General features: G+C 40.4%; 17 protein-coding genes. 7 read left to right on the plus strand and 10 right to left on the minus strand.

All coding sequences use genetic code 11. The features are described from left to right. The first annotated feature begins 385 nt into the window (after positions 1 to 385). Complete coding sequence (locus tag IQ236_RS11595; protein ID WP_322744126.1) at positions 386 to 1,273, plus strand: XDD3 family exosortase-dependent surface protein; 888 nt, start codon at positions 386 to 388, stop codon at positions 1,271 to 1,273. A gap of 476 nt (positions 1,274 to 1,749) precedes the next feature. Here the strand turns inward: IQ236_RS11595 and IQ236_RS11600 are convergent, their stop codons facing one another. The 7 genes from IQ236_RS11600 to IQ236_RS11630 form a co-directional block, all read right to left on the minus strand. Next, the gene (locus IQ236_RS11600; RefSeq protein WP_193869389.1) at positions 1,750 to 2,463 is read right to left on the minus strand and encodes a hypothetical protein; all 714 of its coding nucleotides are present in this window, start codon (positions 2,461 to 2,463) and stop codon (positions 1,750 to 1,752) included. Between the two features lie 269 nt (positions 2,464 to 2,732). Continuing rightward, positions 2,733 to 4,907 (minus strand): molybdopterin oxidoreductase family protein, encoded by a 2,175-nt coding sequence (locus IQ236_RS11605; protein WP_193869390.1) that lies wholly within the window; start codon positions 4,905 to 4,907, stop codon positions 2,733 to 2,735. Between the two features lie 177 nt (positions 4,908 to 5,084). Continuing rightward, entirely contained in the window at positions 5,085 to 7,010 is a 1,926-nt protein-coding gene (locus IQ236_RS28320; protein WP_193869391.1) for a nitrate ABC transporter ATP-binding protein, read from the minus strand. A gap of 33 nt (positions 7,011 to 7,043) precedes the next feature. After that, positions 7,044 to 9,047 (minus strand): ABC transporter ATP-binding/substrate-binding protein, encoded by a 2,004-nt coding sequence (locus tag IQ236_RS11615; RefSeq protein WP_193869392.1) that lies wholly within the window; start codon positions 9,045 to 9,047, stop codon positions 7,044 to 7,046. A gap of 42 nt (positions 9,048 to 9,089) precedes the next feature. Further along, complete coding sequence (gene ntrB / locus IQ236_RS11620; RefSeq protein ID WP_190519382.1) at positions 9,090 to 9,929, minus strand: nitrate ABC transporter permease; 840 nt, start codon at positions 9,927 to 9,929, stop codon at positions 9,090 to 9,092. Between the two features lie 170 nt (positions 9,930 to 10,099). After that, positions 10,100 to 11,437 carry a CmpA/NrtA family ABC transporter substrate-binding protein gene (locus IQ236_RS11625; protein ID WP_193869393.1) on the minus strand — a complete coding sequence of 446 codons (1,338 nt, stop codon included), beginning with the start codon at positions 11,435 to 11,437 and terminating at the stop codon, positions 10,100 to 10,102. Between the two features lie 66 nt (positions 11,438 to 11,503). Beyond that, entirely contained in the window at positions 11,504 to 13,363 is a 1,860-nt protein-coding gene (locus IQ236_RS11630; protein ID WP_193869394.1) for a ferredoxin--nitrite reductase, read from the minus strand. 500 nt (positions 13,364 to 13,863) lie between these two features. On the opposite strand from IQ236_RS11630, the gene IQ236_RS11635 reads away from it, so the two are divergent. The 3 genes from IQ236_RS11635 (at position 13,864) to IQ236_RS11645 (ending at position 20,605) form a co-directional block, all read left to right on the plus strand. Beyond that, positions 13,864 to 15,186 (plus strand): cytosine deaminase, encoded by a 1,323-nt coding sequence (locus IQ236_RS11635; RefSeq protein WP_193869395.1) that lies wholly within the window; start codon positions 13,864 to 13,866, stop codon positions 15,184 to 15,186. Between the two features lie 473 nt (positions 15,187 to 15,659). Next, positions 15,660 to 19,514: a PAS domain S-box protein gene (locus IQ236_RS11640; protein WP_193869396.1), complete on the plus strand. Its 3,855-nt coding sequence runs from the start codon at positions 15,660 to 15,662 to the stop codon at positions 19,512 to 19,514. A 14-nt stretch (positions 19,515 to 19,528) separates the two neighbouring features. Further along, entirely contained in the window at positions 19,529 to 20,605 is a 1,077-nt protein-coding gene (locus IQ236_RS11645) for a hybrid sensor histidine kinase/response regulator (protein WP_193869397.1), read from the plus strand. Between the two features lie 143 nt (positions 20,606 to 20,748). Here IQ236_RS11645 and IQ236_RS11650 read toward each other — a convergent pair whose 3' ends face one another. Continuing rightward, positions 20,749 to 21,405 carry a DUF2301 domain-containing membrane protein gene (locus tag IQ236_RS11650; protein ID WP_193869398.1) on the minus strand — a complete coding sequence of 219 codons (657 nt, stop codon included), beginning with the start codon at positions 21,403 to 21,405 and terminating at the stop codon, positions 20,749 to 20,751. A gap of 196 nt (positions 21,406 to 21,601) precedes the next feature. On the opposite strand from IQ236_RS11650, the gene IQ236_RS11655 reads away from it, so the two are divergent. Beyond that, positions 21,602 to 22,234, plus strand: a complete 633-nt coding sequence (locus IQ236_RS11655; protein WP_193869399.1) for a calcium-binding protein — start codon at positions 21,602 to 21,604, stop codon at positions 22,232 to 22,234. 110 nt (positions 22,235 to 22,344) lie between these two features. Here the strand turns inward: IQ236_RS11655 and IQ236_RS11660 are convergent, their stop codons facing one another. Further along, on the minus strand, positions 22,345 to 23,091 hold the full coding sequence (locus tag IQ236_RS11660; protein WP_228041572.1) for a DUF561 domain-containing protein: 747 nt from the start codon (positions 23,089 to 23,091) through the stop codon (positions 22,345 to 22,347). Positions 23,092 to 23,335: 244 nt separating this feature from the next. Continuing rightward, a complete protein-coding gene (locus IQ236_RS11665) occupies positions 23,336 to 24,145 on the minus strand; it encodes a creatininase family protein (RefSeq protein WP_193869407.1) in 810 nt (269 codons plus the stop codon). A 208-nt stretch (positions 24,146 to 24,353) separates the two neighbouring features. Between IQ236_RS11665 and IQ236_RS11670 the strand changes: the two genes are divergently transcribed. Continuing rightward, a complete protein-coding gene (locus IQ236_RS11670; RefSeq protein ID WP_193869400.1) occupies positions 24,354 to 24,644 on the plus strand; it encodes a hypothetical protein in 291 nt (96 codons plus the stop codon). Positions 24,645 to 25,214: 570 nt separating this feature from the next. Continuing rightward, the coding region (locus tag IQ236_RS11675; RefSeq protein ID WP_193869401.1) for a tetratricopeptide repeat protein at positions 25,215 to 26,205 on the plus strand (991 nt) is incomplete at its 3' end.

A 26,205-nucleotide genomic window follows, 5' to 3' on the forward strand; every position in this document is an offset into this window, starting at 1 on the left:
TATAAAATCCTTAAAAGTAGAGACGCGCCATGGCGCGTCTCTACTTGGGGTTTAGGGTTCATCTTAATCATTATCTTTATCTTTCAAATTTTTGTAAGTTGCTCCCATAAACAAATCAGAATTCCTTAATATTTGGAAAATCCATAGTCTGGCTAATTTTCCCTGAGTATCTAAAATTATAGCATGAATATGAACTTTATGAACTTTATGAATTGAGAAGTTTTTCGATTCCTCAAAAAAAGCATGAACTTTATGTATTTACCTTTTAATAAACTTAATCGAATATAGATTTAATCAAAGTTTTAAGGGGTATTGACTATCAATAACAATAGCTCTCCTCTTGAATCAGTAAAGCCTAAATTTCTATTACATGGAGACTGTCTTGATGTATCCTTTAAACCTCAAAACAATCAGTTTAAGTGTGTTAATAGCCAGCCTATTCAGCTTAACAATTGCCAGTCAACCATCCCAAGCAGCAGTTTTTTATAATAATTGGAATTATTCTATGGATAGTTCCAATGATGCCATTGATGATTATGGAGTCGGTGGCGGACATTCAGAAATCTATGGGATGGGATATACCGTTACTGATACCGATGTAATTTTTGCTGTCAATAGTAATTTTGCGCTTCAGGGAATGAATAGTCATTGGGCGCAAGATGGTCATGTTGCTTGGGGTGATTTACTGCTAAATTTTTCAGGTCAAAATCACGATACTGCTAGTAATAATGGTCTATTATACGGGATTAAATTTTCTCCCAATAACCCTTCTGCTATGGGTTTATATAGCAATGTAACAGCGAAAACTGTTGCTTACGAAAATGGTTTGTTGTTACAAGATCGCAGTTTGAGAGGTTATAACAATTATGTCACCAGTAAGGGAGGTAATCCTTCTATGGGTGATCTCAGTAGTTATGATCCCTATTTTTCTCAAGATCATCATGTTCAAAATGCAATCAATTCTGGAACAAAGATTGGCGATATAGAAATGGTTTCAGACTTAGGAAGTTTAGGCTTAGATTTTGGTCACTTCGGAGGAGTTGGCAGTCAAACTTTTGGATTTAAACTATCTCGTGAATTATTGCCCTACGGTGAATTTTTAGCATTCTTAGCGGAAGAATGTGACAATGACATGAGTACAATTATTGGAAGTATAGCAGCTAAACCAGAACCACCTGTTGATGTTCCTGAACCTTCTACGGCAATGGGTATTACCCTACTGGGTTTACTGTTAATGAGTCGTTATTTACGAGAAAAAAAACACTTCCAGTAGATTAGCATTCTTCGATTTTATTCGAGCTTTATTCATCGTAAATCCTCGTCATCATAGGGGATTTCTGTATATTCTTTAAGTTTTTCTTGAATAATATGAAATCCCTAAATGTTTGCTACAAATCCCCCTCCTGTAGAGACGTTGCATGCAACGTCTCTACAGGAGGGTTAGGGGGAATCATCTGTAGCATCTATAATGGGATTTGATATAATTTCTCGATATTCAACTAAACTATCCATTGAACAATTTCCTCCTTTTTACTTTCAAAAATTAATAAATTAACTTAATTTTTACTCCTGAATACTAAAAACTTTAGTCAGTTTTAACCAACTAAAGTTTTAGCTTTATTAATTTTTTAACCTATTTTAATAGGGTTGAGCTTTGAGCTTGGATTTTAATTCAAGGCTGTTTTTTCTAGTTGATTAATCATCAACTCACCTTAGATGGTGCGTGCGCGTTGCTTACGCACCCTACAATTAACGATTGTAACGACCATTATTGGGATAGGGTTGGGGATAGGTTTGATTATTGCGATCATAACGATCATAGCGATCGCTTCCATTATAGTTTCCTGAATTATACCCACCGTTATAATTTCCGTTGGTATCACCCCGTTTCCAGGCTTCATATTCTTGATCTAAACGTTGATCTAACTGAGTATGAGAATCTCGAATCATTTGGGCTTTTTGGGCTGAGGTTAAATTGTTATATTGAGGTTTTTTCACCTCTTGTCGCATTTGCTGTTCTAACTCCGCATGACGGCGTTGACGATATTGATCAAATGATTGTTGGTTATAGCGATCGTTGCGATTATTGTTATTATAACGACCATTATTATAACGACCATTGTTATTATTACGACCATTATTAGATTGCCGTTGTTTCCAGGTGTCATATTCCCGATCTAAACTTTGATCAAGGCTATTATGAGCATCCCGAATCATTTGAGCTTTTTGGGCTGAAGTTAAATTGTTATATTGAGGTTTTTTTACCTCTTCCCGCATTTGCTGTTCTAACTGTGCATGACGCTGTTGACGATATTGATCAAAATTATTTTGAGCTAGAATTAAATCTTGAGAGGATTGTCTTGAAGAAGTTGTGTTAATGGGGTTATTAGGCATCACAGCATACGCTGGAAGCATAGAACTGGCTGCTAATACCAATGTCGCTAAGGTTAATGTCGGTTTCATAGGTCTACTCAACTTAAGAAAATGGTGGATTCTTTTCCTGATTTTAAACTAAAACTTTATGGGGTAGTTTACATCATCCTGAGAGATGATTGTAACAGTTGTGATCACAATTCCGAGGCTATCTGGGGAAAAGGCAAGTCAGCAATTTTCCTAACTCCTGACTTACTTTAATAGTCGCTGGACATCGCAAAAGGTTCCCTCACCAGCGAGAACCCAAGAAACCCGTTTTCTATCGGTGTTCAGTTATTAGTAAAAGCGTTAACAGTTAATCAACCATCCACTTCTTGACTGATAACTGATAACTGATAACTGATAACTGATTTAAGTTGGACAGCACAGGCTTTTAATTCCGGTTGGCGAGAGTCGGGGCACGCATGAGGGTGGGTTAACGTGTTAACTTCTGCGTCCGATGCCCATAATGTCCCCCAGTGCATCGGGACAAATACAGTTCCAGGGGCGATAAAAGCGGTAATTTTAGCCGGAAATTGACAACTTCCCCGTCGAGAACGCACTTCAACAATATCACCATTTTCAATCCCTAAATTCCCTGCATCTTTGGGATGAATTTCAATAAAGGGGTCGGGGTGCATTTGTTGGGTTTTGTTGGTTCTTCCGGTGCGGGTAAGGGTGTGCCAATGACCATACAAACGACCTGTTGTTAATACATAGGGATAATTTGGATCACTGGGTTCGGCTAACCCTTTGGAATGATAGCCCGCAAAAACTGCCCGACCGTCGGGGGTGGCAAAATAACCATCGGTGTATAAGCGTTGACGACCGGACTCCGTACTTCCTTCTGGACAAGGCCATTGGGTCGGCCCCTGATGTTGCAAACGGTCATGGCTTAACCCCGACATATCACAGGGACGACCCTTGGTAAGTTGCACAAATTCAGCATAGACATCCGCCGAGGTTTGAAAGGCAAATTGTTCTTTAAACCCTAAGCGTCGCCCGACTTCAGCAAAGATTTCCCAGTCATGTCGGGCTTCTCCTAACGGGGTATCAAACCCCGGACAATAGGTAACACGGCGTTCTGAGTTGGTCATCACCCCGGTTTTTTCACTCCATTGGGTAGCGGGGAGGAGAACATGGGCGTAAGCGGAGGTTTCGGTGGGATAGTAGGCTTCTTGATAAACGGTAAAAGGAGATTTTAACAGGGCGGCTTTGGTACGTTCGAGATCGGGTAGACTAACAGCAGGGTTTGTGGCGGCGATCCAGAGAAACTGCACTTGATCTTGTTCTAAACCGATAATCATATCCCAAACGGTGCGTCCGGGGGTGGGAGAAATGCGACCTTCAGGAATTCCCCAAAACCGTTCAACTTCAGTTCGGTGTTGAGGGTTGTTGACAAATCGATAACCGGGTAATAGATGGGCTAAACCTCCGGCTTCCCGTCCTCCCATAGCGTTGGGTTGTCCGGTGAGGGAAAAGGGGCCACAACCTGCTTTACCAATTTGACCTGTCATTAAGTGTAGGTTAATGAGCGATCGCACTTTTGCAGTTCCTTCGGAAGATTGATTTAACCCCATTGACCATAACGATAAAATCCGTTTAGACTGTTGCCAATAACGGGCGGCGGTTTCTAAATCTTCAATGGCAATTCCACACCGTTCGGCTACAATTTCAGGGGTATAGGATTGTAAAAGTTGAGCATATTGTTGAAAGTTGCGAGTGCATTCATCAATAAAAACTGCATCAATATCTCCCCATCTCAATAATAAATAACCAATACCATTAAATAAATCAATATCCGTTCCGGGGCGAATGGGTAAATGTAGATTGGCTGCTTCTGCGGTTGGGGTATATCGAGGGTCAACAACAATTAATTTAACGTCAGGATTTTTTTTATGATATTTGGCGAAACGATTAAAAACAATCGGATGACATTCGGCGGTATTACTTCCGACAATAAACGCACAATCGGTTAATTCTAAATCATCATAACAACAAGGGGGGCCATCGGAACCTAAGCTTTGAACGTAACCAGAGACAGCCGATGACATACATAACCGAGAATTGGCATCAAAATTATTGGTTCTTAAACACCCTTTCATCAGTTTTTGCGCTACATAATAATCTTCTGTAACAAACTGACCGGAACCATACATACATAAAGCATCGGAACCATAATCACGGCGAACCGTTTGTATCCGTTCTACGATTAAATTTAAGGCTTCATCCCAACTCACTTGTCGGAAGGGTTGATCTAAGGTTTCTCGGATCATTGGGTGTAAAAGGCGATCACGGCGAATGGATTCTGTTACCGTAGCTCCTTTAACACACACCATACCTTGACTAGAGGGATGTTGGCGATCGCCTCGAACTTTCCAAATCGGGTTTCCGTGTTGATCCCGTTTAATCTGTTGATCAGCCGTTGGTGTAGAAACAATTTCTAAACCACAACCCACACCACAAAAGGGGCAAAGTGTTTTAATTGTGTTCATAATGTTATCAGAAAAAATTCTAAATTCAAAAAATGAAGTGAAAATTTAAACAAACTTTTATAGCTGAAATATTTGCTGATTGATGTTGAATTAACAGCGTTTATTACCCATGAAAATCCAGAAGAAAAGAGAGAAATTGGGAACTGATTATGATCCCAATTCCTCATCATTGAGGCTCTATTGAGCCGATTTGAGTTCTAAAGTTCCTGCGGGGGTAAAAGTTGCCTCAAATTGAGTATAGGGAGTTTGGGTAACATCCGACTTGACTAACTTTGGCAGAGGGGTATTATTAACATTTTGAGTCGCATCAGGAGATTTAGCTTCATAACTTAAAATATCCCCGGCTTGACTCACTTTAACGATATAAACAGAGACGGCTGTTACTGGAGTGCTTGTCCAAGCTTCATTAATGGTGGCAAAAACCTCTTGATTTAACTGTTCAAGATCCTCAGCACTAGGGGTTGCTGTTGTGCTACTGGTGGATGTTGCTGATTCAGTTGGCGAGGTGGTAGCCACCGGAGAAGGAGAAACCGAGGGTGAGGCCGTTGTGGTAGGTTCGGTTGCTGTTCCAGAGGGGGAAGTTGTCGCCGCCGCTAAACTCTCAGGGGTTGGGGATGCAGTCGCAACGGGAGAAGGTGAAATTGTTGTTGGGGATGGAGATAGGGTTGTTGTCGGGGCGATAGCCGTTGTGGAACCGGGAGAGGAAGGGCTTGTTGTCGATCCAAGGCTATTGGGGCTGGGTGATGTCGTTGCTACTGCGTTCGGTGAAGGAGTTGCGGTTGACTCCAAGGAGGGAGAAGGACTGACCGAGGGAACTGTGGGCGATAAGGTAGCAGTCGGAGTGGGGGATAGGGTGGGAGAGGCTGTTGTGATGGGAGTCACCGTTTCAGTAACGGTAGTGGTTTCTGTTTCCATCGTCGTAGCAGATGATTCTGGGGTTTCTGCCTCTTTATTGGCGGTGGTAGGGGTGGAATTAAAGACTAATGAGCCCACTAAGGTTGCAATAATAACTCCCCAGAGTGCAAATAATATCCCTGTTTTCGTCGCAGGTGACATTTCTTCGGGTGGAGCCACGGGATCGACTGCATGAGTTAACTCAGGTTCAGGCGTTGTAGCATAGGGATTTTCATCTGGGTTAGGTCTATTGGGTTGCATATTCAGCACCTCTGTTGCTATATGACTAGAACTGGGTGCTATTGTAGTGCTTTGTGCTAATCCCGTGTCAGGGGTTTTATCTTCTATTGTGATCTCTTCGGTGGTCTCTTCATCTTCCTCATGATGGGCAAAGCGTCGGAAGAGGAAATCTAGGGCATAGTTCCGCAGTTCATAATATCGTGGATCTTCCATAATTTTAGCCCGGTTGCGGGGACGAGAGAAGGGAATCTCTAGGATCTCTCCAATTTGGGCGGCGGGGCCATTGGTCATCATCACCAAACGGTCGGCTAAAAATAAGGCTTCATCAATATCATGGGTAATCATTAAAACCGTAATCCGATGATCTTGCCAAATACTCAGAAGTTCTTCCTGTAATTCTTCGCGGGTAATGGGGTCTAACGCCCCGAAAGGTTCGTCTAAAATCAGCATTTGGGGACGAGTCGCTAAGGCGCGGGCGATGGAAACCCGTTGTTTCATACCTCCTGAGAGTTGAGAGGGTTTTTTATTGGCCGCTTCCGATAACCCGACTAACTCTAAATTTTCTTTGACAATTTCCAGTTGTTCGGTGGTTGATTTGTCAGGATATACTGACTCAACCCCTAAGTGAATATTTTCTTTGGCGGTCAACCAAGGTAACAGGGAATAATTTTGAAACACCACCATCCGTTCTGGCCCAGGTTCGGTGATCAGTTGTCCTTGAACAGATATTACCCCGGTTGTCGGTTGATTAAACCCAGCCACCATATTTAATAGCGTGGATTTTCCGCAACCGGAGTGACCGATAATGCAAATAAATTCGCCTTCTTTGACCCGAAGATTGATATCTTCAAGCACAATATATTTCCCTTTTGGGGTGTCATAAACTTTAGACACTTGATCAATCACCAAAAAGTCATCGGATTTTGAGGAAGATACGGGTTTAGAAGAAATATTATCTAAAATTTGCATAATTTTTTAGGGTTAACGGTTGACAGTTGACAGTTAAGCAGCAATTGAATCAAGGATGATTTCTTCAATCCGAATTTCCTGTTTAATCTTCAGATTTTTGAGATATTTAATCGGATCATGGGGATTAAATATTGTGCCATCAAACAGTTTTATACTTTGGCGATCGCGTCCCATATCCGATAATCCTAATTCTCTAGCAGCTTGACCATAAACATCAATTCTTAACACTCGTTCTATCATAGAAACCCAGTTTTTAGGAAAAGGTGTGATCCCCCAACGTGCCATTTCTGCCATGATCCAAAGGAATTCTGTGGCATCGGGGCAGTTGGTTTTATCCACAAAAAACTGATTGTAATTCACTAATAATTTAGGCAGTTGACCATCCCCTTTTTCAACGGGATCAATAAATCCTAATCGCGTATATTCCGGTGCAGATCCAACATATTCATCCCGGCATAAAATCCCTAAAATTTCTTCTCGATTTCGGCGATCATCGCAATAATCGCCAGCTTCAATTAAGGATTTTACCAAAGCAATATGGGTTTTAGGATAACGATTTGCCCAGTCTTCTGTCACCCCTAAAACTTTCTCTGTATGTCCATTGGGGAAGATATCAAAACTATTAGCAATAATATATCCTAACCCTTCATGAACAGAGCGCGCATTCCAAGGCCCCCCAACACAATAACCATCAATATTCCCCGCTTTTAAATTGGCTTGCATTTGAGGGGGTGGAATTACCGTTAAATTAACATCTTGATCCGGGTTAATTCCTCCTGCGGCTAACCAATAACGTAACATTAAATTGTGCATGGAACTCGGATGAACCATGCCTAATGTATGTACTTTGTCAAGGTTTTTTTCGATATAATTTTTAAAGTCTTCTAAGGTTTTAACCCCATTTTCATACAATTTTTTATTCAGGGTAATGGCATTTCCATTACGCGATAAAGTTAAGGCTGTTACCATCGGAATCGGGGGATTTTTACCGAAACCTAACGTCATGGCTAAGGGCATTCCTGCCACCATTTGGGCTGCATCTAAACGCCCTTCTACTACCCCCTGTCCTAACAGTTTCCAACTGGTTTCTCGACTTAAGTTAACGTCCGTTAAGCCATATTCCTCAAAAATGCCTTTTTCTTTGGCAATAATCAAAGGAGCGCAGTCTGTTAAGGGGATAAAACCGATATCTAAATTGACTTTTTCTAAGCCATTTTTGGCAATAACAGTAGGAGCTTTTTTGAGTGTTGATTTTTTGGCTTTTTTCTGTTGATTCAGGAAATAAACAATTTCATTCCGCAAGGCATAATAGTTAGGATGATTTACCACATCCATCCGTTGACGAGGACGGGGAATATTCACCTCTAAAATTTGCCCAATATGGGCTTCTGGGCCGTTGGTTAACATCACAATTCGATCCGATAAAAGTAAGGCTTCATCGACATCGTGAGTCACCATTACGGCACTGACTTGGTTCGCTTCGCAGATTTTCATTAACTGCTCTTGTAACCCCCCTCTCGTTAACGCATCTAACGCCCCAAAGGGTTCATCTAAAAGTAATAATTGGGGACGAATAGCCAGGGCGCGGGCGATAGCCACTCGTTGTTTCATTCCCCCCGAAATTTCGCCCGGTAATTTATCCGCAGCTTGTCTCAAACCGACTAATTTAATGTGTTGTTCAATAATCTCTTTTCGTTCAGTTTTAGACAGTTTGCGATAGACTTCATCAACGGCTAAGGCAATATTTTCTCGGACTGTTAACCAAGGTAATAGGGAATAATTTTGAAACACCACCATGCGATCTGGCCCAGGTTCACGGACTTCTCGACCTTCGACAATAATTCCGCCTTGACTGGCTTGATCTAAACCAGCAATAATATTTAATAAGGTTGATTTCCCACAGCCCGAATGTCCGATTAAGGAAATAAATTCACCTTTTTTAATTTTGAGTTCAATATTTTTCAGCGCAATATATTGTTCTCCATTGGGGAGATTAAAAATGCGATGAACGTGATCAACTTCGACGAATACAGACATAATTTCAGGTGAGAAGGGTGAACAATTGATGGAAATCAAAGTTTATTTTTGATCTGCAGGAACCACTTTTGAGGCAATAAAACCAATGGTACGGTCGAGGATTAAACCGACAACACCAACATAGATTAAAGCAACGATAATCGCACTCATTCGAGAGCTATTATAAGCATCCCAAATAAAGAACCCAATACCAACTCCACCCACTAACATTTCTGCTGCAATAATGGCTAACCAAGATAAACCAATCCCAATTCTTAACCCGGTAAAGATATAAGGAACGGCGGAAGGAAATAACACTTTGAAGAAGTATTTTTGTCTGGGTAAACGTAAAACTCTGGCTACGTTTTTATAGTCTTGGGGGATTTGTTGAACGCCGACGGTGGTGTTAATAATAATCGGCCAAATTGCTGTAATAAAAATCACGAAAATAGCAGCAGGATTCGATTGTTGTAAAGCAGCTAAGGCAATGGGCAACCAAGCCAGGGGGGGAATGGTTCTTAGGATTTGAAATAAGGGATCTAAGGCATCATACATAAAGGCATTTGTTCCGATTAAAATCCCTAATGCAATTCCCACAATGGCGGATAAGGTAAATCCAATGGCAACCCGTTGTAAACTGGCTAGAACTTGCCAAGCTAACCCTTTATCTGTGCCTCCATTATCGAAAAAGGGATTAATAATTAATTCCCAAGATTCCTTAACGGTGGTAATTGGGGAAGGTAAGTTTGGATTTTCCCCTGAACATAACAGTTGCCAAATTGCCAGAAAAATAGCGACAGCAATTAACGGACGAATGATTTTATTGCGGTTTTTGTTAAACCAATCAAAGACAAAATTGAGAGGATTGTTACTGTTAGAACGGGCTTTAATGCTTGTGGTCATACGGGTTAGAGATGAGTGAGTTTGAACCAGATTTTTAGCAATATATCCCTAGATTTGATCCCCCTAAATCTCCCTTAAAAAGGGGGACTTTGAGCGTCCAGTTCCCTTTAGCTTTAAGTTTCTAGTTCCCCCCTTCGTAAGGGGGGTTAGGGGGGATCTAATAGAGGATATTAGATTTTTTTGATGGCTAAACTATTGAGATAAGCTTGAGGATCATCGGGGTTAAATTGGATACCATCAAAGAAGGTTTCAACACCGCGAGAGGGGGTTGCTGGAATTTGGTCTGCGGGAACATTTAAAGATTTTGCCGCTTCTTTCCATAAATCTTCGCGGTTGACTTTATCAACGGTGGCTTTAATATCTAAATTGGGCGGTAAATATCCCCAACGAATATCTTCCGTTAAGAACCAAGTATCATGGCTTTTATAGGGATAAGAAGCATTATCCCTCCAGAATTTCATCGCAATGGGACTGGCGGTTACAACCCGACCATCGCCATAGTCAATATCTCCTTTAGAGCGCCCAATAATATCTTTGGCAGGTACTTTAAACCACTTATCCTGAGAGACAATTTGACACATTTCCTCAACATTTTCGGGTTTATCACACCATTGTTGGGCTTCTAAGACGGCCATTGTTAATGCTTTTGAGGCTTTGGGGTTTTTATCTACCCAGTCTGCGCGCATACTAAAGGCTTTTTCGGGGTGATCTTTCCACAATTCTCCGGTAATTAATGCCGTATATCCCGCTTTCTGATTGACTAATTGAGCATTCCAAGGTTCACCCACACAGAAGCCTTCCATATTCCCGACTTTCATATTAGCAACCATTTGGGGTGGCGGAACTGGAATAATTGCAATATCACTATCAGGAACTGTACCCCCTGATGCTATCCAATAGCGTAACCATAAATCGTGGGTTCCACCCGGAAAAGTCATCGCACCTTTGATTTCTTTTCCTGAGTTTTTGGCAGCTAAAACAATATCTCTGAATTTAGCACTATCGTTAACTGTTAGTTTAGCATCTAGGTATTCTTTTCCTAATGAAATTCCCTGACCATTGGTATTTAATCGGGCTAAAATATACATGGGAACGGGTTGTTTAGTAATCGTTCCTAATGTCATTAAATAGGGCATAGGAGATAAAATATGCGCCCCATCAATTCCCCCACCAGCAGACCCTAATTCTAAGTTATCACGGGTGACAGGCCAAGAGGCTTGTTTAACCACCTTAACATCCGTCATTCCATATTTAGCAAATAACCCTTTTTCTAAGGCAATAATTAAGGGAGCAGAGTCGGTTAAAGCAATAAATCCTAATGTTGCCGTTGGTGTTTCTGGCGCATCAGCCGGATTAATATTCGCTGCGGGAACTGCGGTTGCAGCCCGGGAAGAATTAGGAGCCGTTGTTGAAGAATTAGTACCGGAAGTACAACCATGTACAAAGATAGTTCCTGCCGCAGTAACACCAGCCGTGAAAAGGAATTTACGTCGTGAAAGCTTACTCATGTCCTATGTCTTTATTCCGTGTTGGTAAATAATTGATGGGTTTTTTCTTGTTCAATCTTTTAGTCGTTAAGCATCAATAACGACTGTATTGATAGCCTGGGCACTACAGGTTAAAATCATACCCGGTTCTAGGTCTTTTGCTGCATCAGGATTATTGTTATATTGGATCTGTCCTTCAATTAATTTTTGTTGGCAGGTTGCACAATTTCCTGATCGGCAACTACTGGGAATTATAATTCCTTCTCGTTCTGCTACATCGAGAATAAGTTCATTTTCTCCACAGGTTATGGTTTTACCCGATTTAGCAAAAACAATTGTGGCTGTTTTAACGGGTGTGTCTGGAGTATCTTTTTGGGAATTAATTTCAGACTCTGAACTGGTTAAATCTACTCCATCTTTAAGTTTAGCACCAAATTGCTCTACCAGAATTTGTCGTAAAATTGGTTTTAGATCGTCACAAGGAATAGATTTTTGGACACATTCACCGAGTTTAGCATCTTTCCCAACAGTACCCCCCATATAGAGGTTAACGCCTTCAACAACTTTACCCTCTTTCCGGGCTTTTGTTCCCATTAATCCAATATCAGCGACTTGGGGTTGTCCGCAAGAATTAGGGCAGCCTGTCCAATGAATTCGCACGGGTTTTTCAACGGTTAATTCTGCTTCTAATTCCTTTACTAATGCCGTCGCTCGATTTTTAGTTTCAACTAAAGCAAAGTTACAGAATTGTGCGCCTGTACAGGACACTAACCCTCGACTTAACCCCGATGGATTAATTGAAAATTGATCTAAGATAGGTTCTGTTAGGAAGGCATCTAAACGGCTATCGGAAATATGGGGAATAATCACATTTTGTTCAACGGTTAAGCGAATTTCTCCAGCACCATAAACTTCAGCAATTCGGGCTAATTCTAACATATCGTTGGCATATAACCGTCCAACGGGAACATTTAATCCTACATAGTTGAATCCCGGTTGTTTTTGTTTATAAACCCCAATATGATCCCGTTTTTCCCAGAGAATTTCATCTTTTTCGGCTTCGGGTTCTAAAAAATAACCCATTTGTTTTTCCACTTCTGAACGGAACTTATTCATGCCCCATTCATCAATTAACCACATCAGCCGAGCTTTTTGACGACTTCCTCTTAAGCCATTGTCTCGATAAACTTCTAAAATTCCTCGACACAAACCGACAACTTGATGAGGTTGTACCCAGGCATTTAAGGGAATAGCCGCAGCACAACGGGTGGCAGAAAAGAAGCCTCCCACTAAGACATTGAACCCAAAAATATTCTGTTTAAATGCCGGGACAAAGGCGATATCATTGATTTCAGCATGAACGGAATTATCCCGACATCCGGCGATGGCAATATTGAATTTTCGCGGTAAATTGCTAAACTCAAAATTGCCTTTTCCGTGATTTGTAATGAGGTCTTGAACTTGTTGGACTAACTCACGGGTATCATACAGTTCATCGGCATCTAACCCCGCAACGGGTGAACCTGTGATGTTTCGCACGTTATCCATTCCTGACTGAATGCTGGTGAGTCCAACGGTTTCAAAGCGTCGGAAAATGTCAGGAATATCCTCAATCCGAATTCCTCTTAACTGAAGGTTCTGTCTTGTGGTAATATCAGAATTACCGTCATCACCGTAGCGCTGCACGATTTCCCCCAAAACCCGCATCTGCTCACTGGTGATGACCCCATTCGGTAAACGCATCCGCAGCATGAATTTACCCGGAGTCACCGGACGAAAGAAGACCCCTAACCATTTCAGGCGGTAGTCTCGGTCAGTTTCGTCCATGGCTTCCCAACCCAGTCGGGCCAAGGTTTCGATTTCGTCTTTGACAGTCAAACCGTCTTTTTCTGCTTTGAGCTTCTCAAATTTGTTGGTAGCCACTTTTTGTGGGAGTGTGCTGGTCATAGCCTATTCCTCAGTATTGCTCGGTCTCGAACTCGTTAGGCCAACATGAAAAATGGATCAAATTTGGCCAAATCCTAACAGGTCTATTGAAGGCAAACCGTATCATGCGAGACTCAAATGTAAAAAATTGCTTAAGTTTAGGGTGAAAATCATCCTAAAGTGAGAGCTTTCACCTCTGTTCTTCAACCAAACGGTTAAGGAATATGAATAAGTTAGTGCTGAAAATTCGATACAATCGTAGCTAATGTTACAAAACTTAAAACTTTATGAAGATTTAGCATTAATACCATACGTTTTTTGCATAATCCTCAATCTTTAGATAGTTTTTATCTTTCGTATACAGAAACCGGGTTTCTTCCCAGTTGTTACTGAAATCATGTTAAAAAAGTAGAGAAACCCGGTTTCTAGTTCCCTGCTTAGAGTCAGAAACCGGGTTTCTTCTCCATACTTGCTGAAATCATGTTAAAAAAGTAGAGAAACCCGGTTTCTAGTTCCGACTTATGATTCCTAATACCTCTGGTTATTGGTTAAAAAATGTTCGTGTTCCCGTTTGTGTACTCACAGATAAAGATGAGGCGATCGCAAATTCAGCCAATCAAGAGGGAATGGCAGTGGTGGATGTTAAAATTGAATCGGGGATAATAGATCAGATTGTTGTACCCGGAAGTGTTAAATCAAAAAATATTGCAACCGTAGATTTACAGGGAAAACAAATTTGGCCCTGTTTTGTAGATGTTCATACCCATTTAGATAAAGGTCATATTTGGGAACGTTCGCCGAATACAACAGGAACCTTTAACGATGCGTTAACGACGACGTTTAAAGATGAAGAAATCTGGACGACGGAAGATATTTATCGACGGATGGAATTTGGATTAAAATGTAGTTATGTGCATGGAACAAAAGCGATTAGGACTCATTTAGATTCGTCGGGACAGTTAACAGATTTGAGTTGGGATGTATTTAAAACCCTAAGAAAACAATGGGAAAATCGCTTAATTCTGCAAGCTGTTTCTTTAGCATCTTTAGATTATTTTTTAACGCCAGAGAGTGAAAAACTGGTTAATAAAATTGTAGAATCAGGCGGAATCTTAGGTGGAGTTGCCTATATGAATCCTGATTTAGATCGGCAAATTGCAAGGGTTTTTGAAATTGCCAAAGATCGGAAATTAAACTTGGATTTCCATGTTGATGAAACGGGAGAAGCAGAATCAATTTGTTTATATAAAATTGCGGAAGCTGCGTTAAAATATAATTTTGAAGGTCAAATTGTTTGCGGACATTGTTGCAGTTTAGCCGTACAACCTGATGATGTTGTTCAACATACCTTAAAGTTAGTAAAATCCGCAGGAATTGGGGTGGTTAGTTTACCCATGTGTAACCTCTATTTACAAGATCGTCAATATCATTCCTCTGAATCTCCTAAAACCCCTCGCTGGCGAGGAACAACCTTAGTTCATGAATTAAAACAAACCGGAATTCCTGTTACCTTTGCGAGTGATAATTGTCGTGATCCGTTTTATGGATTTGGTGATCATGATGGCTTAGAAGTGTTTAAAATGGCGGTAAGAATTTGTCATTTAGATCGACCGTTTGAAGATTGGTTATGTAGTGTGACAAAAACTCCAGCCGATTTAATGGGGTTATCGGATTTGGGACGAATTGGTGTCGGACTTCCGGCAGATTTTATTATTTTTAAAGGTCGTTATTTGAGTGAAATCTTATCTCGTTCTCAGAGCGATCGCATTGTGGTTAGAAATGGTAAAATATTAGAATATAAATTACCCGATTATTCAGAATTAGATGATCTAATTTTCCATTGATTGCTTAGGACAATGAGTGAATCCTGAAACCCTTTTACTTCTTACTGCGAAGCACTGAGCGTGTCGAAGTGTTCCCTGTCAGGGCTGTTTCATTCTCTCCCATAAACCTCTGTGACCTAACCCCCCAACCCCCTTCCCTTGAAGGGAAGGGGGAGTAATTAATACTTTTAAACTAGATAGGTATTTAATATTAAGAATTCTTCTCCCCTCCCCTTGCAGGGGAGGGGTTGGGGGAGAGGTCATAGAGGAATCTGTCTCCAGAATGAAACAGCCCTGGGGGGGTCTTCCCCATTCGTAATTCGTAATTCGTAATTCGTAATTCGTAATTCCCTGCTATAGATTTTTTGCTTGTTATTTCAATAATCCATCATATTTTTTTATTAAATTTCAACTTAATCTTAATTTTTTTTGATTTTACTATTGATCAAGAATATATTTTAATTGATTAAACCAGATTATGACTTGCATCCTGTATGAGTGACAAACCCACCTACACAATTTTAGTTGTAGATGATAGTGCAGAAGATAGAGAAATTTTTTGTCGCTATTTATACCAAGAGAAAAGCTGCTCCTATCAAATTTTAGAAGCGGAATTGATTAGTCAAGCATTGGAGATTTGTGATCGAACTCTACCGGATCTGATCGTGTTAGATTATCTATTACCCGATGAGAATGGATTAGCATTTTTGCAGGAATGGCAAAAACGCTATACAAACACCGTTGTCCCGGTAATTATCTTAACAGGACAAGGAAACGAAAGCATCGCCGCAGAGGTGATCAAAAGTGGTGCACAGGATTATTGGGTCAAAGGGAAATTGAACAGTTCTGTGGTTTGTCAGAGAACTCAGTCCATATTGCAACAGTTAGAATTAAAACGGCAAATCGCCCGTCAACAAGAACAGCAACATTTAGTTAACAGTATTTCCCTGCGAATTCGGGAATCTCTGCGACTAGAACAAGTATTACAAAGGACTGTGGAGGAAGTGCGGGAGTTTCTCCAGACTGATCGGGTTTTAATCTACAAATTTTTGCCTGATTTCAGTGGGGTGATGGTAGCAGAATCCGTATTACCGACCTATCGGGTCTGTTTAAACCTCCAATTCGAAGATGTCTGTTTTAAGGAAAACTATCTGCAACCCTATCGCCAAGGTAGAGTTTTCGTAGCCTCAGATATTGACATCGCTGACATCGCTGAATGCCATCGCGAGATGTTAAAAAGCTTTCAGGTTCGGGCTAATTTGGTCGTGCCACTCTTATTAAGTAACTACAATACTTCAGAAACCAGTTGTTTAATCTCAAAACCAGAAACTGAGTATAATTTATGGGGGTTATTAATCGCCCATCAATGTGATCGCCCCCGTCAATGGCAAAATGACGAAATCGATTTGTTACAGCAATTAGCGTTACAACTGGCGATCGCCATTCAACAAGCAGAAATGTATGAACGGGTAGAAGCAGAACTTTACCAACGCATAGATACTGAATTACTCGAACGCCAGCGCGTAGCAGCCGAATTTCGCGCCTTAGTAGAAAACGCCACAGATATTATTTATCGCATTGATCTGGAAATGCGAGCAGTCTACTTTAATCCAGCCATCGAGAAGCTAATGCAACAACCTGTGAGTAACTTAATCGGTAAGACCTTGCAGGATTTAGGAATTTGTGCAGAGATTATTAATTTATGGCGTACTACCCTCGATCAAATTATTCAGACCAAAACTCAAGAAACCATTGAACATCCGTTTCCTGATTTCAATAGCTCGACTTGGTTTCAAATTCGGATTGTCCCCGAATTTAATGAAGTCGGGGAAGTTTATTCATTTCTCTGTATTGCCCGCGATATTAGCCAGGGCAAACGTCAGGAACAAATGTTAAAATTTCAAGCTAAAGTTCTCGAAAGAATCCATGATGCGGTGGTTTCTACTGACATTTCTGGGAAAATTTGCACTTGGAATCGGGGAGCCGAAAAACTCTATGGTTATAGTGCTGCCGAAGCCATTGGCCAAGATATTAAGATCCTGTATTATCCTGAAGATTGGCCTCAATTTCAATCTTTAATCTTCCTCCGTTTGTTGGAGAAAGGAAACCACGAAGTTGAGTTTCGGAACCTTACGAAATCAGGAGAAGAAATTTATATTAGCTTGCGTCTTTCCGTGATTCGGGATAAACAGGGAAATATTATTCATTTAATTGGTTGCTCAAACGATATTAGTAAACAGCGAGAGGCACTCCGTGAACGGGAAAAAATAGAACAACAATTGCAACAACTCAACCAAGAACTTGAAGCTAGAGTTGAACAACGAACCGCCGAATTACAAGAAAGTCAACGTTTTATTCAAAGTATTACTGATAATACACCCAATATTATTTATATTTATGATCTTGAGGAACAACGCAATATTTACTGCAATCGTGAGATCGGTACAATTCTCGGCTACTCCCCTGAAGAGATCCAAGGGATGGGATCATCAATGATTTTCAATCTCCACCACCCTAATGAACTTGACATGATTGTGTCTTATCATGAGACGTTACTGCATCTGAAGGATGGTGAACAGCATCACTGTGAGTATCAGATGCGGGACGTTAATGGAAAATGGCACTGGATTTTAAGTCAGAATACGGTTTTCTTGCGTGACAAAAAAGGAAAGGTTAAGCAAATTGTTGGTAACGCTCAAGATATTACTGAACGTAAACGATCTGAAGAAAAATTGGAAAATCTTTCAGAGCGATTGTCCTTAGCAATAACATCAGGAGGGTTTGGGATTTGGGAGTGGGATATTTTGCCAAACCAACTGATCTGGGATGAGCGAATGTATGAACTTTATGGGTTAGACAAGTCAGATGTCCCAGAAACCATCTATCAAACCTGGGCAAACGCATTGCATCCCCAGGATCGAGAAATGGCTGAAACTGCGATTCAACAAGCGTTACGGGGTGAAAAGGAATACAGCCCAGAATTCCGAGTGGTTCTTCCTAATAGTTCCATCCGATATATCAAAGCTTATGCTTTAGTTCAACGGGATAACAGTGGAGAACCGCAACGAATGGTCGGGGTTAATTTTGATATTACTCCAGCCAAGGAAGCAGAAAAACAACTGCGACAGGTAAACGAACAGTTGACCCTAACGAATGCGGAACTTGATCGAGCCACCCGGCTTAAAGATGAATTTTTGGCGAATATGAGTCACGAATTACGCACTCCCCTGAATGCGATTTTAGGAATGAGTGAAGGCTTACAGGATGGAGTTTTTGGGAACCTTAGTGAACAACAGAAACACGCTATTAATAGTATTGATCGCAGTGGTTATCATCTGTTAGCTTTAATTAACGATGTTTTGGATCTTGCTAAAGTAGAATCTGGTAAATTAGAATTACAGTTAGCTCCAGCATCCATCACTTATCTGTGCACAAATAGCTTAACGTTTGTTCGCCAACAGGCCCTTAAAAAAAATATTCAACTGACAACCGAGATCCCAGAGGGGTTAGGGGATATTGTGGTAGACGAGCTTCGGATTCGTCAAGTTTTGATTAATCTCCTCAATAATGCTGTTAAATTTACTCCTGATGGCGGAAGCGTCAAATTACAGGTGAAAGCGATATTTTCAGTCCCGCAAAATTTATTACAATTCTTGGTTATTGATACAGGTATTGGCCTAACCCCTGAAAATGCCAGTCAATTATTCCAACCGTTTATCCAAATTGACAGTAGCCTTAATCGTCAGTATAGTGGTACTGGTTTAGGATTAGCATTAGTGCGTCGTTTAGTCGAACTTCATCAAGGAACGGTGGGAGTTACCAGTGAGTTAGGACAAGGCAGTTGTTTTACGGTTTGCTTACCCTATATTGTTGGCTCAGAACCTCCGATTCAAACTGCTTTATCCTCTTGTCCTCCTATAACTTCTGAAGAACTTAAGCTATCACCAATTCCCCCAATTTCTACGAATTCCCCTAAAAAAAATTCTTCCACAACTCTTTTATTAGTTGAAGATAATGAGTTAAATATTGTCACAATTTCCAGTTATTTAAGTAGTAAAGGTTACAAAATTGAAATCGCAAAAAATGGGGAAGAAGGTGTTAGACTAGCCAAGTCTTTATCTCCTGATTTAATTTTGATGGATATTCAACTGCCAAAAGTAGATGGACTAGAGGCGATTCGTCAAATTCGGGCTGAACAACGGTTAACTTCTACTCCGATTATTGCCTTAACTGCTTTAGCGATGACAGGAGATCAAGAAAAATGTTTAAATGCAGGAGCAAATGATTATCTTTCTAAGCCTGTAAAATTAAAACAACTGGTCGAGAAGATTGAACACTTATTGAATTAAAGGAAACCTCAGTAATGGAAACAACGCCGATTATTTTAATTATTGATGATGACCCCGATAATTTTGATGTGATTGAGACTTTACTGGCAAATGAAGGTTATGAATTAGGTTATGTTTCTAAGCCTAAACAAGCTTTTAATCTTCTCGAAAGTTCTCAACCTGATTTAATTTTGCTGGATGTAATGATGCCAGAAATGAATGGCATAGAATTCTGTAAATTATTGAAAGCGAATCCCCAATGGTCACATATTCCGGTGATTATGGTCACAGCCCTTTCAGGTAAAGAAGATTTATCCCAATGTTTACAGGCGGGTGCTGATGATTTTATTAGTAAACCCGTCAATGGAATTGAACTACGAGCCAGAATTCGTTCCATGTTACGCATTAAACAACAGTATGATCGCATAGAAATGTTGATGCAATTGCGAGAAGACATGGTGAACATGATAGTACATGATCTCAGAAATCCTCTGGCGGGTATTCTGTTTTCAACCGAGATACTGAAAAAGCCCAGTTTATCCCCGGAAAGACAGCAGAAAAAAATTCAACAAATTGAGGCAAATTGCACTCAATTACAAGTCATGATTGATAGTTTATTGCTCATGGCTAAGTTAGAATCAGGGAAGATGATACTCAATTTTAAAACCATTGATTTAGGTGAAGTTTGTAGATTAGCGATCCAAGATTTTGAGTTGATTTCCAGTCATAAAAAAATTACAATTGTTCCCGATTTACCTCCTCTGGGGATTAACCTTTCCGTCGATGCTGTTATCCTGCGCCGAGTCATTGATAATTTACTTTCTAATGCCATTAAGTTTTCTCCCAGTGAAAGCCAGATCTTATTACAAGCAAAATATTTAGAAAATGGGGGCGCAACAGTGAAAGTGATTGATTCAGGGCCAGGTGTTGGTGAAAAAACCCGACAAACACTTTTCCAAAAATATGAGATTGGTACAATTCAAGAAGGTGTGAGTCAAATTGGTTTAGGTTTAGCGTTTTGCAAAATCGCAATAGAAGCCCATGGCGGTAGTATTTCCTTGGAAGATCATCACCCAAAAGGATCTATTTTTACCATTCATATTCCTGGGTAATCAGGTGTTAGATGTCGGAAATTTATCATCAATATTATAGGAGCAATTACCCGATTATTCAGATGATTAAACTTTTGATCCGATCTCCCTAAATCCCCCTTAAAAAGGGGGACTTTTATCCCTACTAAAACCTAATTTATGTATTAGGCTGACTGTCTATTTTTTAAATAGTCAAAAACACTTTTATCCCCAATATCCCCCGGAATATCTTGAAAAATTTTTCGACCTGCAAAAATGACAAATTGAATCGCCCAAAATGCTAAGAAAATTTTTTGAGCAGAAACCGACCAAACTCCCGCAATAAATCCTAGTAATAATAAAGGAACAAGAGGCGTTAATAGTTTGGTTTCCATGCGGTTAAAACAGAAGGCTTCTTTAAAATAAATCCCCGTTAACGCAACAAAGGTAAACCCTACCCCAAATAAGGTATAGGGATGATGATAAATGGTTAACGCTAAAGGTTCGTCATCCACCCAAGCAAATACCGCAGAAGCAATTCCTCCAATTAACCAAAAAAGTTGTAATAATTGGTGTAAAGGGATTAAATAAATATGAATCATGACTAAACTCAACCCTAACCCAAACCAAAAACAGAAGTAGATGGGGGTTAATGCTTGTATAACCAAAGGATTATTTCCTTGGAACAAAACTAATCCGGTTGCTATGGTAAAGCATAAGGCTGCTATAATTAACCCAGTTCGATAAAGGATCACACTCCAACGATCACTCTCGTTAATCGTGTACTCCCCAAACTGTCCTTGATAAATAACGGGTATAGCGGGTTGTTCTGTTTGTACCATAATTGTTTTCCTTGGCAATTCAAAAAAGACCTGTACCACGATATACTAAATTTTACTCCCTTCCCAATTAAAAAATCTTGAGGTCGAAATGGGTCGAGATTTGCCTTTAAGCGTCTCTACAACTCAAAACCTTAAAAAGATCAATTTAAAATCATCTAGGGTTGAGATCAAGAACTACTGTGCTTGGTATAACGGAATGTCTAAACTGTATCAAAACAAAAACAAAAAGAAATTACAACCCCCAGGAGAGGATTTAAAACCCCTGCAAATTGATGAAACAATTGTATCGGGTTTAGTTAATAAGCAAAGAGAGCATTTTAAAGAAGAGTTACTCAATTCCATGACCAATCTCATTGAACAAATGGAATCAATGGGATTTTTGAATGTTTCCAGTTTGTTTGAAGATGATGATTTTGATGTTGAAGAATTTGAGGGGAAAATGGAAAAAATTCTAGGCACTGATGACCTAGAAGTAACTCGTAAAACGTTAAATCGATATCTGAAATATTTAAAATCTCAGATTAAATTACCTTGTTATTTAACAGGAACAGAGGAATTTCTTTGGGAAGAAGAATATCTTTATGGTTCAGGGAGTTCTAGTGAGTATGAAAAATTGAAAAAAACAAATCCTTCTTACACCGATATTTTTGTGTTAGGACAATTTCAAGAAAAAACTGATGAAATGGAAGGAATTATTGTTGATGTTAAACGAGTCAGCGATAATCGAAAATTCACAATTCCTTTAGCAGAATTAAAAGTATCCGATGAAGATTCTCCAAACTATAGTTTAATAGAAGATTATTTAACTTGGTTTGTCAATTATTTATAATAGGGAATTACGAATTACGAATTACGAATTACGAATGGGCAATGGGCAATGGGCAATGGGCAATAGGAAATAGTTGATTTATTTCCTATAACCCATTCCTGATGACAGATTTAAGCGTAAATTCGGTTAGCTTGAACTGTTGCTAAGGCTTCGACTAAGCTACGAACGACCGCCACCATTGCAACTTCGTTATCAAGGCGGTTAATGGCCGAACCCACGCCAACACCCGCAGCACCCGCAGCAATGGCCATTGGAGCCGTGACATTAGAAATACCGGAAGCGCATAACACCGGGACGGACACCGCGCGAGAAATTTCTGAGGCGGCGGCTAAGGTGGGGGCTGCTTTTTCAATGAGCCCTAATGTGCCACCATGAACCGGGGAAGAACTGGTTCCGCCTTCGGTTTGGATGATATCTGCACCCGCTTTGACGAGTTCGAGAGCCAGTTCAACTTGTTGGTCGAGTTCGAGGATATGGGGAACCGTAACCGACAGGGTAATATGGGGCAATAACGCGCGGGTTTCGTGGGTTAGTTGCAGAACCTCTGCGGCTTCAAAACGACGTCCTTGAGCATAGAACGCATCGAAATTCCCAATTTCAATTAAGTCTGCACCTGCTTCGACGCAGGTTACAAATTTTTCAGGTTCAACCGCAGAAACACAGATGGGGAGAGAAGTTAATTGACGGGCAATTTGAACTAAACTAGGATCGGCTGCGATATCCACAAAGGTTGCGCCGCCTTGAGTTGCTGCTTTCACCACAGAGGCGACCCGTCCGACGTTAAAATTGGTTAAACCGCTAATTACTTTCAGGGCGTTACCTTGGTTGAATGCTCGTTGTAAGGATGAATTCATCATAATTCTATTATTGACGTAGTGAGCCCTTCAGGGCTCTGACTATCTGAGGTAAAAAACATTGTGCCATAACTTATGACATTCCGGTGATCATAACCCTTTGACATCCCATTCCTCGTAGGGGCGAGGCGCGCCTCGCCCGTACACACCGAATATAGATATTTTTTTGGATTAATAATCACCGCGAGTCCTTATTATTGTTAGAGAAACTATCGAGGGAGGACGCTTGCACTGTGTTAATATTCAATTAATCCCTAAATTTTTGGGGTTGCTTAAATTTATATAAATCCTCAATAACTTGTACCCAACTCTTAACTAAAGAAGCTAAAATGCGATCGCCTTTTTCCTTCGTCGCTACCGTTGCATCCCCTAAAACGCCACTTTGAGTTAAATCTTGTGTCACCCAAGCAAAGGGTACTTTTCCCTCCATACTTAATAAACTATTTTCAGGTAAACCGTGCGGATATTCACACACAGCTTTTTCCATTTTAACTTGTTCTGGCAGTAAAGATAACATTAAACTGGTTTCCCCATCTCCCGCATGAATTCCTAACTCTAATTCTTTTGGATTTAAGAGTTTTCCAGCAATATTAGGAACCCGCCAAATAAATAAGGGAAATACAGAAAAATCCTCATATTGTTGATGTAAATCCCGCGCTACCATCTCTAATATTTGCGGTTGTCCACCATGAGCATTAATAAATGCTAATTTTCTAAATCCAGCCCGATAAAGACTTTCGCCTAATTCCATTAATAGGGCAGTTAAGGTTTGGGAACTTAACGTTATTGTTCCGGGGAAATGCCAATGCTCGTTAGATTTTCCATAATAAATTGTGGGTAAAGCGTAGGCCGGAATGTTATCATTAAGTTGGGCTAAAGCGTGACCTGTTACAGCCGTTGCGATCGCAGCATCAACAATTAACGGTAAATGGGGGCCATGTTGTTCAATCGCTCCCAGGGGTTGTAAAATAACCACATTATTTTTATCAGCCATTGATTCAATTTCTGTCCAAGTTAAATAAGGAAAAAACCGTTCTGGGGGAATGAAATTATGGATCATGGGTTCAATTAGGTTAAGTCAAATAATGATTTAACTATTGTATACTAGAATTAATATTAATCAAGTCTAGCCGTTAATAGGGGTAATTCTGAATACATTTTTTCTAAAAATGAGGTTAAGGGTAGTTTGAATCTTTTCCTTAAGAGCGATCACAAAATCAATAATTTCAGTTAAAATGTAAATGTGTTGATACAAGGTTCAGGCTATGAACGCAATCAAAGAGCTTATTTTAGACAAATTAGAGCATTTAGAAACGTTATCTGAACCTGTTTTGCAAGAGGTTTTAGATTTTGTTAGCTTTTTAGAATGGCGACTCAATACAAATCAGCGACCCCTTCCCAGTTCCAATTTAACGGAAAACCCTTTAGATACATCAGAAGATACGGGTGCATTTTTATTAGAAATTGCTAGTTCTTTTGTGAATGGTTTATCGGATGAAGATTTGGATGTTTTGCCAAGGGATGGTGCAGAACATCATGTCGGTCAACGTTTTTAGGTGCTTTTTAATGCCAAAAGCCCGGAACTAAAGTTCGGGCTAAAAGCTAAAGTCATCTAAAGATGACTCAAGACTGGTCTTTCTTAACCCGTTTTAACGGGTTTAAGCTTTCAGCCTGAAATTTATTTCAAGGCTTTTAGCCTTTTCATCAAATTTTTAATATAAATAGCTCAAAAGATGGTGCGATCGCTAACAATAAATTGAGAGCATAATCAATATTTCTGGGGTGGGGAGCTAATATTGGTGCGTGCGCTGTGCTTACGCACCCTACTGAATAGAGTATTATTTTCAATAATAGCCAGACGTAAAGTGCGATCGCCAACAATCCCGTAGGGTGCGTAAGCCGCGCGCACGCACCAACCCCAACCCCAAGAAACCCAGTTTCTGATTGATCAAATTTTTAATATAAATAGCTCAAAAGATGGTGCGATCGCTAACAATAAATTGAGAACATAATCAATATTTCTGGGGTTGTGATCTAATATTGGTGCGATCGCTGCCCTTACACACCCTACTGAATAGAGTATAATTTTCAATAATAGCCAGACCCAACCCCAACCCGCCCTCACCATGAACGATGCCTACTTAGAACTATTAATCAAAATATTAACAGCAATTGCCGAGAATATAGATAATCCTGAAGCGGTCTATCCCTTACTCCTAGAAAATAGCGATAAATTAGATCAAACTTTTATTCTCACCTTGCAAGAATGGGCAACAGAACAACTGCAAAACGCCGACGCCGACCAATCCGATCAAATCGCATCAAATTTATATTCATTCAATTATATAATTTACGGTTTTCCTCTGGGCAACCGCGCCCTGAATATAGAAATTGGGATTACTTGTTTAAAATTAGCCTTAACTGTTTGGACAAGGGAAAGTTACGCCCAGTTGTGGGCAATAATTCAAAATCTTTTAGGAATTAACTACCGGGGTCGTATCCAAGGGGAAAAAGCCGAGAATATTAAAACGGCGATCGCTTGTTACACCGAGGCATTGTCTGTTTATACCCCCAAGGCTTTTCCCCAATATTGGGCGATGACACAAATAGGTCTCGGTGCTGCCTACAGCGATCACATCCAAGGGGAAACAGCCCAAAATATTGAAAATGCGATCGCTTGTTTCACCGAGGCATTGTCTGTTTTAACCCCCAACGATTTTCCCCAAGATTGGGCGATGACACAAAATAATCTCGGTCTTGCCTACGGTCATCGCATCCAAGGGGAAAAAGCCGAGAATATTGAAAATGCGATCGCTTATTACAAGGAGGCATTGTCTGTTTATACCCGCAACGCTTTTCCCCAAGATTGGGCGAAGACACAAATAGGTCTCGGTAATGCCTACAGGGTTCGCATCCAAGGGGAAAAAGCCGAGAATATTGAAACCGCGATCGCTTATTACAAGGAGGCATTGTCTGTTTATACCCGCAACGCTTTTCCCCAAGATTGGGCGACGACACAAATAGGTCTCGGTAATGCCTACAGGGTTTGCATCCAAGGGGAAAAAGCCGAGAATATTGAAACCGCGATCGCTTATTACAAGGAGGCATTGTCTGTTT

The sequence above is a fragment of the Planktothrix mougeotii LEGE 06226 genome, assembly GCF_015207485.1.
Classification (GTDB): Bacteria; Cyanobacteriota; Cyanobacteriia; order Cyanobacteriales; family Microcoleaceae; genus Planktothrix.